13 protein-coding genes and 1 tRNA gene are annotated in these 13,897 nt (G+C 44.2%); 7 read left to right on the top strand and 7 right to left on the bottom strand.

Features of this window, described 5'->3' with window-relative positions:
- Positions 1-36: 36 nt before the first annotated feature.
- The 4 genes from B0I21_RS06500 to pfkA all read left to right on the top strand — a co-directional run bounded on the left by B0I21_RS06500 (position 37) and on the right by pfkA (position 4,116).
- Positions 37-759, top strand: a complete 723-nt coding sequence (locus B0I21_RS06500; protein ID WP_208292276.1) for a biotin--[acetyl-CoA-carboxylase] ligase — start codon at positions 37-39, stop codon at positions 757-759.
- Positions 760-872: 113 nt separating this feature from the next.
- Complete coding sequence (locus tag B0I21_RS06505; RefSeq protein WP_208292277.1) at positions 873-1,322, top strand: protein-disulfide reductase DsbD domain-containing protein; 450 nt, start codon at positions 873-875, stop codon at positions 1,320-1,322.
- Between the two features lie 78 nt (positions 1,323-1,400).
- A complete protein-coding gene (locus B0I21_RS06510) occupies positions 1,401-3,122 on the top strand; it encodes a protein-disulfide reductase DsbD family protein (RefSeq protein ID WP_133639669.1) in 1,722 nt (573 codons plus the stop codon).
- A 19-nt stretch (positions 3,123-3,141) separates the two neighbouring features.
- Positions 3,142-4,116 carry a 6-phosphofructokinase gene (gene pfkA / locus B0I21_RS06515; RefSeq protein ID WP_133639670.1) on the top strand — a complete coding sequence of 325 codons (975 nt, stop codon included), beginning with the start codon at positions 3,142-3,144 and terminating at the stop codon, positions 4,114-4,116.
- 73 nt (positions 4,117-4,189) lie between these two features.
- On the opposite strand, the gene B0I21_RS06520 is transcribed toward pfkA, so the two are convergent.
- The 4 genes from B0I21_RS06520 to B0I21_RS06535 all read right to left on the bottom strand — a co-directional run bounded on the left by B0I21_RS06520 (position 4,190) and on the right by B0I21_RS06535 (position 7,394).
- Complete coding sequence (locus B0I21_RS06520) at positions 4,190-5,329, bottom strand: TlpA disulfide reductase family protein (protein ID WP_133639671.1); 1,140 nt, start codon at positions 5,327-5,329, stop codon at positions 4,190-4,192.
- A gap of 134 nt (positions 5,330-5,463) precedes the next feature.
- The gene (locus B0I21_RS06525; RefSeq protein WP_133639672.1) at positions 5,464-6,300 is read right to left on the bottom strand and encodes a TPM domain-containing protein; all 837 of its coding nucleotides are present in this window, start codon (positions 6,298-6,300) and stop codon (positions 5,464-5,466) included.
- Positions 6,301-6,307: 7 nt separating this feature from the next.
- Positions 6,308-6,745, bottom strand: a complete 438-nt coding sequence (locus tag B0I21_RS06530) for a TPM domain-containing protein (protein WP_133639673.1) — start codon at positions 6,743-6,745, stop codon at positions 6,308-6,310.
- Between the two features lie 70 nt (positions 6,746-6,815).
- Positions 6,816-7,394: a LemA family protein gene (locus B0I21_RS06535; RefSeq protein ID WP_133639674.1), complete on the bottom strand. Its 579-nt coding sequence runs from the start codon at positions 7,392-7,394 to the stop codon at positions 6,816-6,818.
- Between the two features lie 153 nt (positions 7,395-7,547).
- On the opposite strand from B0I21_RS06535, the gene B0I21_RS06540 reads away from it, so the two are divergent.
- Both B0I21_RS06540 and B0I21_RS06545 read left to right on the top strand, forming a co-directional pair.
- The gene (locus tag B0I21_RS06540; protein ID WP_133639675.1) at positions 7,548-9,089 is read left to right on the top strand and encodes an NAD(P)/FAD-dependent oxidoreductase; all 1,542 of its coding nucleotides are present in this window, start codon (positions 7,548-7,550) and stop codon (positions 9,087-9,089) included.
- A 127-nt stretch (positions 9,090-9,216) separates the two neighbouring features.
- Positions 9,217-9,289 (top strand) — tRNA-Gly (locus B0I21_RS06545).
- 162 nt (positions 9,290-9,451) lie between these two features.
- On the opposite strand, the gene sufD is transcribed toward B0I21_RS06545, so the two are convergent.
- From sufD to sufB, 3 genes are all read right to left on the bottom strand, one after another.
- Entirely contained in the window at positions 9,452-10,768 is a 1,317-nt protein-coding gene (gene sufD / locus B0I21_RS06550; RefSeq protein ID WP_243835967.1) for a Fe-S cluster assembly protein SufD, read from the bottom strand.
- A gap of 48 nt (positions 10,769-10,816) precedes the next feature.
- Positions 10,817-11,575, bottom strand: coding sequence for a Fe-S cluster assembly ATPase SufC (sufC, locus tag B0I21_RS06555; RefSeq protein ID WP_133639677.1), 759 nt, complete (start codon positions 11,573-11,575; stop codon positions 10,817-10,819).
- 62 nt (positions 11,576-11,637) lie between these two features.
- Complete coding sequence (gene sufB, locus B0I21_RS06560; protein ID WP_133639678.1) at positions 11,638-13,089, bottom strand: Fe-S cluster assembly protein SufB; 1,452 nt, start codon at positions 13,087-13,089, stop codon at positions 11,638-11,640.
- A gap of 332 nt (positions 13,090-13,421) precedes the next feature.
- On the opposite strand from sufB, the gene B0I21_RS06565 reads away from it, so the two are divergent.
- Positions 13,422-13,892 (top strand): Lrp/AsnC family transcriptional regulator, encoded by a 471-nt coding sequence (locus B0I21_RS06565; protein ID WP_037497143.1) that lies wholly within the window; start codon positions 13,422-13,424, stop codon positions 13,890-13,892.
- Positions 13,893-13,897 lie beyond the last annotated feature (5 nt).

A 13,897-nucleotide genomic window follows, 5' to 3' on the forward strand; every position in this document is an offset into this window, starting at 1 on the left:
TTTTCCCGACTTTACCTTAGACAAAATTTAATTGTATTGGATGAGGTATCATCTACGAATGATTATTTGAAAGAACTTTTGTCAAATATTAAGCCACTTGCCGAAGCGACTGCCATTATGGCAAGGAATCAAACGCATGGTAGAGGGCAGCGTGGCAGCACCTGGCTCACGTCAAAAGACGAAAACCTCACGTTCAGCTTTGCGCTCTACCCTAAGAACTTCCCTAGCAGCAAATCGTTTGATTTAAACATGATCGTATGCCTTGGTATCCAGACGGGGTTGAAACAATATGGTTTAGACGCCCGCATCAAATGGCCGAATGATATCTACATCAATAACAGAAAAATATGTGGCATATTAATAGAAAACAAGTTAGCCGGTGCAAACATACACACCTCCATTGTCGGTATTGGCGTTAACGCCAATCAAATTTCCTTTCCGGATTCCATTGCAGGTAAAACCACATCTATGCGCCTGGAGAGCATCGCAAAAGATGAAATAGATCTTCAAAATCTATGCATCGCGCTGCTAACAACTATCTTAACAGTATATGAAACTTCTGCACGCGCTGATGGGATTTCCCTACTTCGCTATTATAACAATCAATTATTCCGAAAAGGTATTGTCGCTGCGTTTCTGATTGATGGGATAGAGACAATGGCGGAGATCAAAAAAGTGGATGAGCAGGGTCGATTACATGTCTTGGTTGATAATCAAATACGTACATTCGACAATAAGGAAATTACCTTTATAATATAACAGTAAATTTACTTTCCCATTAACGCCTCTGATTATTAATATTCGCAAATGTTTTCTAGCTTTGATTTAAACTTTACGATGTGCGAGTAGTCCATCAAGTAAACAATATGTATATGAAAAAATTAAGTTTAGTAATTATTACGGTTTTATGCACGGTTTTTGGTGCGGCTGCGCAAATTTACAACCCCGTAAAATGGACCGTAGCTTCCAAAAAACTCAATAGTAAAGAAGCCGTTGTTTTTGTTAAAGCTACCATACAAGAAGGTTGGCACATCTATGGCTTGAACGTGCCTGAGGGGGGGCCGATCTCGACATCGTTCCAATTTACACCGTCCAAAGACTTCGCGTTAAACGGAAAGGTCGCAGCACCTAATCCGCAATCCAAATATGAAAAAGACTTTAAAATGAATGTCCCTTTTTATGCGAAGGAGGTAACGTTCCAACAAAAGGTGAAGTTAAATAAAGACCAGACAACAGTAAAAGGCGTTGTTGAGTTTATGGCCTGTGATAAGAGTCAATGCCTCCCTCCGGAGGAATATGCCTTCAACGTCACAATTAAGTAGTATTTGTACATATAAGAATGAATAAGGCAGTGGGTTTTACTGCCTTTTTTTTATTTTAGCGATTTATCAATAATAGGCATGCGTTTACTAACAAAGTGTGTTGTACTTCTACAACTCGTAACATTTCTCTCTCTCCATACTGCATTAGCTCAACAAGACAGTCTTATCTCAGCGGAAGATGTAACGTTTACGGATGGTTCTGTAAGCGTCGATGAATCTACCACCGCTGCGGATACGCTATTGAGCGTGCCTGAAGATCTGGTATTCAGCGAAAGTCCAGCGGATACCGTGTCTCCGGATAGTTCCGCCGCCGCCGCCGCAAGCCAACAGGCTGATGCCGGGCAGCAAAAACAATCGTTGTGGGGCATCTTTATCGCCGGGCTGTTGGGTGGCTTCGCTGCTTTTATTATGCCTTGCATATTTCCTATGGTCCCTCTTACCGTGAGCTTCTTCACCAAGCGTGCAGGGTCGAGGCTAAAGGCCGTTTCGCAGGCGCTGCTTTATGGCCTATTTATCGTTGTTATCTATGTTGCCTTAGGCATGCTGATTACCATCACCTTCGGTTCGGATGCACTCAATGCGCTTTCTACGAATGGCGTGTTCAACTTTATTTTCTTTTTAATATTGGTGGCCTTTGCCGCGTCCTTTTTCGGCGCTTTCGAATTGACACTGCCCAGTTCTTTTGTCAACAAGATCGATGCCCGGTCTGACCAGGGAGGCTTACTCGGCTTGTTTTTCATGGCTTTCAGCCTTGCATTGGTATCGTTCTCTTGCACCGGGCCGATCATCGGTACCCTATTGGTGGAAGCGGCCTCCAAAGGCGAGCGCTTAGGGCCTGCTGTAGGTATGCTCGGTTTCTCCCTTGCTCTAGCGATCCCTTTTGTCATCTTTGCGGTATTCCCTTCCATGCTCAAATCGCTGCCCAAATCAGGTGGTTGGCTTAATAGTGTCAAGGTGGTCCTCGCTTTTTTAGAACTGGCGTTGGCCCTCAAGTTCCTATCGAATGTCGACTTGGCCTATCACTGGAACTGGTTAGATCGCGAAGTGTTTTTAGCGCTATGGATCGTCATCTTTGGCATGATGGGGCTTTACCTCATCGGCAAGATCCGCTTTGCCCACGATAGTCCGCTCACACATCTTTCGGTTCCCCGCACGATCTTTGCCATCATTGTATTTTCTTTCGTGGTGTATATGGTGCCCGGTATGTGGGGTGCTCCGCTAAAATCCATATCAGCCTTTTTGCCACCATCGGCAACACAGGATTTTGATCTATCCGTAGCGGGGTATGCAACCACGCCACAAACGGATAAAGCGGGCGGACAAAAGAAAAAATACTACGAGATTTTCCATGAGCGGGGCACGCCAAAAGGTTTCGAGCCCTACTATGATTATGAGGAGGGACTTGCAGCCGCCAAAGACCTTGGCAAACCCGCCCTTATCGATTTCACAGGATGGAACTGCGTAAACTGCCGTAAAATGGAAGCCAATGTATGGACAGATCCGCAAGTGGCCACACTGCTTCGGAATGAGTTTGTGATGATTGAACTGTTTGTAGACGACCGCACCGAGATGCAGGCCGAAGAACAGTATGTGTCGAGCTATTCGGGAAAGAAGATCAACACCATTGGTAAAAAGAATAGTGACTTTCAAGCAGCGACTTTCAACAGCAACTCGCAGCCTCTGTACGTCATTGTAGACACCGAAGGCAAGGTACTACTTCCTCCTACGGGTGCAAATTATGATATTTCGGCCTATAGCGCTTATCTACAGCGGGGAATTGATTTGTTTAAAAATAAATAAGACACTTTCAACTTATAACATGAAAACGATAAAAAATATTGCAGTTTTAACATCTGGCGGCGATTCTCCGGGAATGAACGCAGCCATTCGGGCGGTAGTTAGAGCCGGTATTTACAATGGCCTTAATGTTTTTGGTGTCCGCAGAGGATACGATGGCTTGGTGCAGGGCGATATCATTTCTATGGATGCTAAATCTGTAGCAAACATTATTCAACGCGGCGGAACAGTCTTGAAAACGGCCAGAAGCGACGAGTTCAGAACATATGAAGGCCGTAAGCTAGCATTCGAAAATGTTAAAAAGCTGGAAATTGATGCCCTTGTTGTTATCGGCGGCGATGGAACGTTCACAGGCGCCTCCAAATTTATTGAAGAGTTTGATATCCCAATCATCGGGATACCCGGAACGATTGATAATGACCTTGCCGGCACAGACTTCACTATTGGGTACGACACCGCAATAAATACCGTTGTTGACGCCGTCGACAAAATCAGAGATACTGCGGAATCGCATGACCGTTTATTTGTGGTCGAGGTGATGGGCCGCGATTCTGGATTGATCGCGCTACGTTCCGGTATTAGTACCGGTGCTGAAGCTGTTTTGATTCCAGAGCTGCAAGTAGACTACGACGCCATTATGAAGAGGCTGGACAAAACCCGCAAAAATAAATCTTCTCGTATTATCATCGTGGCTGAAGGCGATAAGGAGGGCGGAATTGTTGTTGCTGAACGGATTCAGGAGAACTTCCCGCATTATGATGTACGCTTATCTATCCTCGGACACATTCAACGGGGCGGAAAACCAACCTGTATGGATCGCGTGTTAGCGAGCAGGCTTGGTGTAGCGTCTGTAGAGGCTTTGATTGCGGGACGCCGCGGAGAAATGGCGGGTTTGATCTGTGGCCAAGTGCAATTCACCCCTTTCAACAAAGCGATCAAGCACATTAATAAGATTAATGAGAATCTGACAAGAATCGTGGAGATCCTGTCGTTATAACAGGTATAACAACACAGGCACAAAAAAAGGCTATCTGTCTCAGATAGCCTTTCTTGTGCTTTACTTTAAGTTCTTATTTCAATATTTCCTGTAGTTTTTCTTCCAGAGCTTCGCCGCGCAAATTTGAGGCGACGATTTTCCCATTAGGATCAAGTAAATAGTTTTGCGGAATCCCGCGGATCGAATAGAGCTCCACTACCGGAGAATTCCAAAATTGGAGATCGGAGACCTGAGGCCACTGGCCCAATTGATCGTCCTGGATAGCTTTTAACCAATCCTCTTTCTTACCCGGACGATCTAGGGAAACTCCCAATACCGTAAAATTCTTGTCTTTAAATTTATTAAAGGCGGCCACCACATTTGGATTTTCATGGCGACAAGGGCCACACCAGCTGGCCCAGAAGTCAACCAAAACATATTTACCTCTTAGCGACGATAATTTAAGCTCTTTACCCGTGGTATCAGGAAGCGAAAAATCAGGCGCCAAAGCACCAACAGCCAATTTTTCCATAGATGCCACCTTATCGGCTAATCTTTTGCCTAATGTGGTCGCTTTCAAATTCGCGGCAAGACCGTCGTATGCCGGTTTGACAAAAGAAGTTAGATTCTCCGGCGAGGCCAGTTCATCTAAGATCGACAAAGCGACATAGCTATTGGGGTTGGCTTTAACAAAATCTTGATTGACAGCCTCTTGCTTTTCGTAGATCACAGCAGCCTTCGCTTGTAATCCTTGAATAAACGTTTCGTCTTTCTTTTGTTCATCGGAAGCGGCTTGATATTCGGCATCTAATGCGGCGAATTCTGTCTCTAGACCTTTCAGCAAACCTTTGTACTTCGCATAATCGTCGTTGATTGTATTCCCTTTACTTACTGCCGATTCAAAATCTGTTCCTTCAAACTGGATGACGCCTTTAGATAAATAAACCGAGTTCATTGGCGGACGCTGGCTGCCCTCTCGTAGTTCGGACATCGTTTTTCCTTCTGCGGAAAGAAACATACGGGCTTGTGTGGGTTCAGCAACAGCACCTTGGTATTTGAAGGCTCCGTTTGTTATGTTCGCCGAATCTATAACACCCTGACCGTTGTCTTGATATTGGATGAACACTTTTGCTCCCGGCTGCGTATTTCCAATTTTACCGTTTAGGGTGAATTCCTCTTGTGCGAATAAAAGCGCTGGAATCAACCCCATGTATGTTAACGTTATTTTTTTCATGTGTATAAAATTTATTCTTGTATGGTCATCGTTAATGCGCTGATGTTTGCTTTTCAACACACATTTCATATCACTATCTCGACTTATCTCCTATGTATTGACTGTATTAAAGCCAAAAAGTCAACTTTGGCCTGTTACCAATTTCCACTGGAACCGCCGCCTCCGAAGCCACCTCCGCCGAAGCCGCCAAATCCGCCGCCGCCACCACTACTTCCGCCGCCAAAGCCACCTCCGAAACCGCCGCCTCCGCCGCGACGTCCACCACTGCCTCCTAAGCTATTGAGCAAGCTCCACCAAAATAGATCAGACGCACCGCGTCCAGTGAGTACTCGTCCGCCACGATTACCGCCGCCACCATTTTTGGAGGCGATGGATATGATAATGATGATCACAATAATAATCACCACAAAAGGCACGCCCCCGCCCTCACTCTTACGGTTTCTTTCCCGTGGATCTGCCTTATATTCTCCCTTTGTATAGGATATTATCGCATCAGTAGCGCGGTTTAAGCCTTCAAAATAATCCTGCTGGCGGAATGCGGGCGTAATTTCATTTTTTATAATCCTGTAGGTGATCACGTCTGGCAACGCTCCCTCTAGGCCATATCCTGTTTGAATGGTTACGGCGCGGTCATCGATCGCAGCCAGTAGCATAATCCCGTTATTGTATTTCTTCCCGCCAACACCCCATTTTTTAGCCAAGCGAACCGCATAGTCAGCGATTTCGTAGCCATCCGTGGTATTGATAAGTACAACCGCGATCTGTGTTGAGGTACTATCTTCAAAAGCCAGAAGTTTATTTTCCAGCGTCTGTATTTCATCGGCATGTAATGTGCCTGTGTAGTCCGTAACCAAGTGATCTGGTGCGGCTGGCAAATCCTGAGCTTGTACAAAAAAGACCGATAGCCATGACGCTATAAAAAAGAAGACCAGCTTCCTTTTAGCGGGTAGGAACCCTGTTAGTACATGCATGAATGAATTAGTTTTTTCCAAAATAAATGTCATCGGGAAGTTCGTTCACATCGTCGGGTCGACTAGGAAAAAAAAGTTGTAATTGCTCTCCGGCATGATGAATACCCGCTACCAATCCTTCCACTAAGCTCCCTGCTTTAAACAGCGTAGCCATTTGCTCCTTTGTTTCGTCCCAAAAATCGTCTCCGACCTTTGTATTGATTCCACTGTCGCCTATGATTGCAAATTCGTGATCTTCGACGGCCAAATAGATCAATACGCCATTTTTGAGAGCAGTTTTATCCATCTCCAGCTTGCGAAAATAATAGACTGCTGCCTCGATTACCGAAGCGCCAGCTACCTTCTGATCAACCACCAAGCGAATTTCGCCCGAAGTTTTGCTTTCCGCCACGCTGATGGCTTGTACCACGCGCTCCTGTTCACTTGTTGTTAATATATCCGTCATCTTTCAACAAAAACGGCTAAAACGACGTTTTGCAATACGCTACCGCCGTTTATCACCTGCATGTGCTTTATTAAAATGCAACCGTAGGGGCTTTATCAGATCCTTCCGTTGCTTTGAATGTTCCTTTGGCTTTGAATCCGAACATACTGGCCATAATATTATTTGGAAAACTGCGTACGGTCGTATTGTAATCTTGCACGGCATCATTAAAAGCTTTGCGTTCCACAGATATCCGGTTTTCTGTTCCCTCTAACTGCACCTGCAATTCCTGAAAATTAGCATTAGCCTTGAGGTCAGGGTATGCCTCTACACTAACCAATAACCGACCGATAGACTGGGATAGTGCGTCCTGGGTTTGCTGAAAACTTGCAATTGCCTCATCGGAGAGGTTTGACGGATCGACGTTAACTGAAGTCGCTTTAGCGCGCGCTTCAACAACCGCTGTTAGAGTGCCTTCCTCGTGCTGCGCCGCACCTTTTACGGTGGCAACTAGATTGGGAATAAGATCTGCGCGACGCTGATAGGCATTTTCCACTTGTGCCCATTTCCCCTTCACGTTTTCATCTTTCGATACCATCGTATTATAACCACAAGAGCTGAAAGAAAGAGCGGTGAACAGTCCAACAAAAACAATTAGTAATCTTTTCATGTGCAAAATTTTAATCTATTTTTTATAAAAATAATAAAAATGTTTAACAGTAGAAAGTATTAACAAAGCATATACCAAGCTGAGAAAACGAGGCATTTTGGCAGACAATGCTTAACTTTGCAAGGTTTTGGGATAAAAACCCAGCACGAGTATATGCAAAAAGAGATCGAAATCGCCTTAGCGCCCGAATACATACACGATACCGATTATTTACGGGATATCGGCAGCCAGAAATTAAACATCAACAAAGACCGCATTAAGGGGCAGCACATCGTGAAGCGCTCTATTGACGCTCGTGGGCGCCAAGTACGCTATCGATTACGCGTGTTGTTTTTTATTGATGAAACGCCTGCTCCGCATGTTTTTTCTCCGACAATGAGAAACGTGCACGATGCTCCTTCGGTTATCATCGTCGGCGCGGGGCCGGCGGGCATATTTGCTGCCTATCGCTGTTTGGAGAGAGGACTCAAACCCATTGTTCTGGAACGTGGAAAGTCTGTGAAAGATCGCCGTCGCGATCTCGCACTTATTAATCGAGAGGGGGTAGTAAACCCAGAATCTAACTATTGCTTCGGTGAGGGCGGTGCCGGAACCTATTCGGACGGGAAACTCTATACACGATCCAATAAACGCGGCGACGTGCAGAAAGTGTTACAGATCTTTGTAAATCACGGCGCTACGGAAGATATCCTAGTTGACGCGCGACCACATATTGGAACAAATAAACTCCCCCATATCATTGAGGATATGCGTCATAAGATCTTGGAGTATGGCGGAGAGATCCGATTTGACTGTCGCGTTGATGATATTTTAGAAGCATTTGGAAAAGTAAAAGGTGTACGAACCAATCAAGGGGAAACGATAGCCGCTGATCATGTAATCGTTGCAACCGGTCACTCCGCTCGGGATATGTTCTATCTATTCCAACGCAAGGGTTGGATGGTCGAAGCGAAGCCTTTTGCCTTAGGTGTACGTATAGAACATCCGCAAGATATTATTGATCGTGCGCAGTACCATTGCTCTACACGACATGAAAACCTGCCCCCAGCTTATTACAGCTTGGTGGAGCAGGTCAACAACCGTGGCGTATTTTCCTTTTGTATGTGCCCTGGCGGCATCATAGCGCCTTGCGCCACAGCACATGAAGAGATCGTCGTTAACGGGTGGTCACCTTCTAAGCGCAACAATCCACATGCTAATTCAGGCACTGTTATTCAAGTAAACTTGGAAGATGTCCCCGACGCCAGTAGCCATGCATTTGCTCTGCTGGATTTTCAACGCGATATAGAACGACTGGCGTTTCAAGCTGGCGGCGGAAAATTGGTAGCTCCGGCGCAGCGTATGGTTGATTTTGTACAAAATCGGCTGTCGAACGATCTGCCCGATAACTCGTACAAGCCCGGAACTCGAAGTGCCGATCTCAACGCGGTTTTACCCCCATTTGTGCATGAGGCTTTGCGCGGCGCCCTACCTCTATTTGGCAAGAAAATGAAAGGTTATTATACGAACGAAGCAATTCTTGTCGGTGTTGAATCCAGAACATCATCGCCGGTGCGCATACCGCGTGACAAGGACAGCTTTCAACATCCGGAAGTCGCTGGCTTGTATCCATGTGGTGAAGGCGCTGGATACGCGGGCGGCATCGTATCTGCTGCTATTGATGGCATTAATTGCGTGGATGCCATACGCGTGTAGTACGGCTCTCTGCCTAACGAAATACACCAGGGTGTGACTTGCCCTGCAGGCATCGCGAAGCTTCAAATTAATTTTCAAAAACATGTTGACAGCTATTTGTTAAATTGGTACCTTTGTACCACAATCAGCGAAAGTAGCTCAGTTGGTAGAGCACAACCTTGCCAAGGTTGGGGTCGCGAGTTCGAATCTCGTCTTTCGCTCTAAAGCTCTCTTAAACGGAGAGCTTTTTTTGTGCAATAAAAGCTGGTGTTAACGGCCGACACATCTCAGCATAAGTAAAGCATGTATACGAAAAAAGCGTTCGGTGGAACCAAACGCTTTCATTATCTTATAAAAAGCCTGTTGACAGGTAAATCACATTTTTAACTTGCCTTCCCTTCAAGACCTACAGCAACTAGATCTTCTACATAGTTTCTAACGACCTGGTTTGAAAAACGAGAGGTAACATCAAAAGCAAAAGCATGGACCAATAAAATACGTGCAGACTCCTCTCCAATCCCTCTGGCGCGCAAGTAGAATAGGGCTTCATCATCAAATTGGCCCATCGTACAACCATGCGAGCACTTTACGTCATCGGCAAAAATTTCCAACTGTGGCTTGGTATAAACCGTAGACTTATCGCCGATTAGCATATTATTATTTTGTTGGAAAGCATTTGTTTTTTGTGCATCTTCCCGTACAAAGATTTTACCATTGAACACTGCCGTAGACTCTTCCTGCGGAATATTCTTGTACCACTCATAAGATTCGCAGTGCGGCTTCATATGGTCTACAATGGTATGATTATCGACCAATTGCTTGCCCGAGGTCAAGTTGATACCGTACAGATGAGACTCTACGTTTTCTGCATCCAATCTCACATTGATATTATGTCGAACAAACGATGCTCCAGGTAAATTACAATTGTAATTATTGTACAAGCTATGCTGCTCTTGGCAGACTTCGGTGTGATGAATATAATTGCTGCTATCTTGCGATACTTGCAAATAATAATGCTGCATTTTGGCGTTTTTGTCCAAAACAATCTCGGTAACCTTTGTGTTTAGGTTTTTTGCGGCAGCAGCATGGGTTATGAACGATTCTACTACTTCGATTTCGGCATTTTCCTCCAACACAATAAGATTACGCGTTTGTGAGAAAAACTCGGTGTCTCCTGCGGCGACATGTATAATATGTACGGGCTTGGAGACAATTTTGTTTTTTGATACGGCAATATATAGTCCGGCATGTTGTAATGCTGTGTTTAGCTGTACGAAAACATTATCAGCTTTATCGGCATGCTGTGCATAGTGTTTCTGAAAATTTGCCTCCCCATGCGCGTCTGCTATGGTTTTAACAACAAGTCCCATTTCTTCATCCAGAGCGGATAATGCAGCGACATATCGCCCGTTCACCAACACGATGCGGTATGCGTCAAGCTCTGGAATAACAGCTTTGTCAAGGTCAATGTTATTAGGTAACGTAAGCTCGGTATCCAATACGTAAGGTGTACTGATCAGGCTATGTAGGTTTGTGTATTTCCACTCTTCGTTTTTAACAGTCGGGAAGCCTTCCTTTTGAAAGCGCTCAAAGGCTGCCTGTCGCAAAGAAAGCAGCTCTGCAGGCTCTTGGGCATTTCCAATTTCATGGAACGAAGAAACCAACTGTTGATATAATGAATCTGCAACTAATGTACTCATGTTATTTTTTATCAATCCGCTATTGAAATTATCCATCGATAAGTTTTGTTATGCGGTTTGCGTATCGTATTCTTTTAACCAATCGTATCCTTTTTCTTCCAATTCCAGCGCAAGTTCTTTAGGGCCAGTTTTTACAATGCGGCCATTGTAAAGTACATGCACAAAATCCGGAACAATGTAATCCAAAAGTCTTTGGTAGTGCGTAATCACGACAAAAGCATTGCCGGCTGATCGCAATTGATTCACCCCGTTTGCAACGATACGTAAGGCATCGATATCTAATCCCGAATCAGTCTCATCCAAGATAGACAGTTTAGGATTTAACATCGCCAACTGAAATATTTCATTACGCTTTTTCTCGCCGCCGGAAAAACCTTCGTTCAGTGAACGATTAGCTAGATTGGCCGAAAATTCAACGAGCTTCTGTTTATCCTTAACGGTTTGTAAAAACTCCTTTGCTTCCATAGGAGGCAAACCTTTATATTCACGTATATCGTTTACAGCCGTTTTTAAGAAGTTAATATTGGATACCCCCGGAATTTCTACCGGATATTGAAAGGCTAAAAATAGACCTTCCCGTGCACGATCTTCGGGCGATAAATCTAGAAGATCGACGCCATCCAACAATGCCGTACCATCCGTTACTTCGTAAGAATCTCGGCCGGCCAGTACATTTCCCAAGGTGCTTTTTCCCGCACCATTTGGACCCATGATAGCATGGACTTCGCCTGCTTTAACTTCTAAGTTTAATCCCTTTAATATTTGTTTGTCTTCTATAGACGCGTGCAAATTATTGATTGATAACATGTTATTCTGTATTGCTTACGAACAGCGTCGACAATCGACGTCCCATCGTTAATTTTTAAAATTTAACCTACTGAACCTTCTAGCGATATTGCTAGGAGCTTTTGCGCTTCTACGGCAAACTCCATGGGCAATTGGTTTAACACTTCTTTCGCGTAACCATTCACGATCAGCCCTACGGCCTTCTCGGAATCAATTCCCCGTTGGTTCAAGTAGAAAACCTGATCCTCCCCAATTTTTGACGTGGTGGCCTCGTGCTCGAGTTTTGCCGTGCGGTTTTTGTTTTCAATGTAAGGGAAGGTGTGTGCTCCACAGCGATCACCAATCAGCAACGAATCGCATTGGGTGAAGTTTCGTGCTCTATCGGCATTCGGCCCAATTTTTACCAAGCCGCGGTAGCTGTTGTGGCTTAAACCTGCGGAGATCCCTTTAGACACGATCTTGGAGCGTGTGTTTTTCCCTAAGTGTATCATTTTCGTTCCGGTATCTGCCACCTGTTTGTTTCGTGTCATCGCCACCGAATAAAACTCACCTACGGAATTATCCCCTTTCAAAATAACACCAGGATATTTCCATGTGATGGCTGAACCTGTTTCCACCTGTGTCCAGGATATTTTTGCGTTATCACCTTTGCATATACCACGCTTGGTGACAAAATTATAGATACCGCCTTTTCCGTCTTTATCGCCAGGATACCAGTTTTGCACAGTCGAGTACTTGATTTCCGCATCGCGCTCCGCGATTAATTCCACCACAGCAGCATGCAATTGATTTTCATCACGCATAGGCGCTGTACACCCTTCTAAATAGGATACGTAAGACCCTTCGTCGGCAACAATCAACGTGCGCTCAAATTGCCCTGTGTTTTGTGCGTTGATGCGGAAGTATGTCGAAAGCTCCATAGGACAACGCACGCCCTTTGGGATGTAGACAAACGAGCCATCAGAAAAAACAGCAGAATTCAATGCCGCGTAAATATTATCCGTTTGCGGAACAACAGTGCCTAAGTATTTTTTGATCAATTCCGGATACTCTTGAACAGCTTCACCAAAAGAACAGAAGATGACACCTTGCTCTTTCAGTTTTTCCCGAAATGTAGTTTTTACCGAGACGGAATCAAATACAGCATCCACAGCGACAACGCCGGCTAAGATCTTTTGCTCATCTAAAGGAATGCCTAGTTTTTCAAATGTCGCTATCAATTCGGGATCCACTTCGTCCATACTCTCCAATTGCTTCTTAGCTTTCGGAGCTGCGTAGTAAGAAAGTTCCTGAAAATCCACTTCTGGGTTTTTAAAGTTTTGCCAAGTAGGCATTTTCATCGTTAAAAAATGACGAAATGCTTTTAAGCGCCATTCCAACAGCCAAGAAGGCTCATTTTTCTTTTCGGAAATTAAACGTATTGTATCCTCATTAAGCCCCTTCGGAGCAATTTCCATCTCTATATCGGTTGTAAAACCGTATTTATATTCTTCGAGTTCTAACTCTTTTAGTAATTCGTCGTCTTTGGTACTCATTTCTCTTCCCCTTATTTTAATCGGCGATTCCTACCTTAATTTGGACTACAAAGATACGATTTAATATACAATTAACGGTATTACCGCTGGCCATAAATAAGCCATATCAGCAAAAAAAATGATATAAATCTCTTTCTGCTGCTTCGTGAACGATCTGAGAATCTGCTTTTTTACATTCACATGATTTCGAATAATCTAATATGATAACAATAGCCTGTTAACATAAATTTTATCTATGACCAACCTAAGCACGAAAAGACTTTTGATCAAAATAAAATTTCGTATATTTACTGATTGTAAAATTAAATATTCGATTTACGTATATACAAAAAATGCCTTACCAACCTGATAAAACAGATTTAAAGATCTTGAAGTTGTTGCAAGAGAACGGCCGAATAACGAATCTGCAGCTGGCGTCCAACATTGGTCTATCCCCTGCACCTACATTAGAAAGGGTTCGCAAGCTGGAAAATTCCGGTTTTATCAAAAGCTACCACGCCTTTGTTGATGAAGAAAAACTAGGCTTGGGCATTAAGTCGTTTATTCAAATATCGCTTGACTTCCATACCCAAAATGCTATACCTGAATTTGTTGAAGCGGTGAAATTGATCCCCGAAGTCACGGAATGCCATCACGTTACGGGCAACTGCGACTTCATTCTTAAGGTGTACGTGAAAGATATCAAGGCCTATGAGACCGTCATCATGGAAAAAATCTCAAAGATTCCTTTCGTAAAAACGTTTCAAACGATGATGATTATGTCGACGAGTAAAAAAGAACCTATTGTGCCGCTTGCCTATTAAATGGA

The sequence above is a fragment of the Sphingobacterium paludis genome (genome assembly GCF_004364125.1).
In the GTDB taxonomy this organism is placed as follows: Bacteria; Bacteroidota; Bacteroidia; order Sphingobacteriales; family Sphingobacteriaceae; genus Sphingobacterium; species Sphingobacterium paludis.

What these genes read in the sequence shown, in the direction of transcription:
- B0I21_RS06535 (WP_133639674.1), bottom strand. Translation starts at nt 7,394, where the DNA reads ATGAAAAGATTACTAATTGTTTTTGTTGGACTGTTCACCGCTCTTTCT.
- B0I21_RS06520 (WP_133639671.1), bottom strand. Translation starts at nt 5,329, where the DNA reads ATGAAAAAAATAACGTTAACATACATGGGGTTGATTCCAGCGCTTTTA.
- B0I21_RS06505 (WP_208292277.1), top strand. Translation starts at nt 873, where the DNA reads ATGAAAAAATTAAGTTTAGTAATTATTACGGTTTTATGCACGGTTTTT.
- B0I21_RS06565 (WP_037497143.1), top strand. Translation starts at nt 13,422, where the DNA reads ATGCCTTACCAACCTGATAAAACAGATTTAAAGATCTTGAAGTTGTTG.
- sufB (WP_133639678.1), bottom strand. Translation starts at nt 13,089, where the DNA reads ATGAGTACCAAAGACGACGAATTACTAAAAGAGTTAGAACTCGAAGAA.
- B0I21_RS06525 (WP_133639672.1), bottom strand. Translation starts at nt 6,300, where the DNA reads ATGCATGTACTAACAGGGTTCCTACCCGCTAAAAGGAAGCTGGTCTTC.
- B0I21_RS06510 (WP_133639669.1), top strand. Translation starts at nt 1,401, where the DNA reads ATGCGTTTACTAACAAAGTGTGTTGTACTTCTACAACTCGTAACATTT.
- sufC (WP_133639677.1), bottom strand. Translation starts at nt 11,575, where the DNA reads ATGTTATCAATCAATAATTTGCACGCGTCTATAGAAGACAAACAAATA.
- B0I21_RS06530 (WP_133639673.1), bottom strand. Translation starts at nt 6,745, where the DNA reads ATGACGGATATATTAACAACAAGTGAACAGGAGCGCGTGGTACAAGCC.
- pfkA (WP_133639670.1), top strand. Translation starts at nt 3,142, where the DNA reads ATGAAAACGATAAAAAATATTGCAGTTTTAACATCTGGCGGCGATTCT.
- sufD (WP_243835967.1), bottom strand. Translation starts at nt 10,768, where the DNA reads ATGAGTACATTAGTTGCAGATTCATTATATCAACAGTTGGTTTCTTCG.
- B0I21_RS06540 (WP_133639675.1), top strand. Translation starts at nt 7,548, where the DNA reads ATGCAAAAAGAGATCGAAATCGCCTTAGCGCCCGAATACATACACGAT.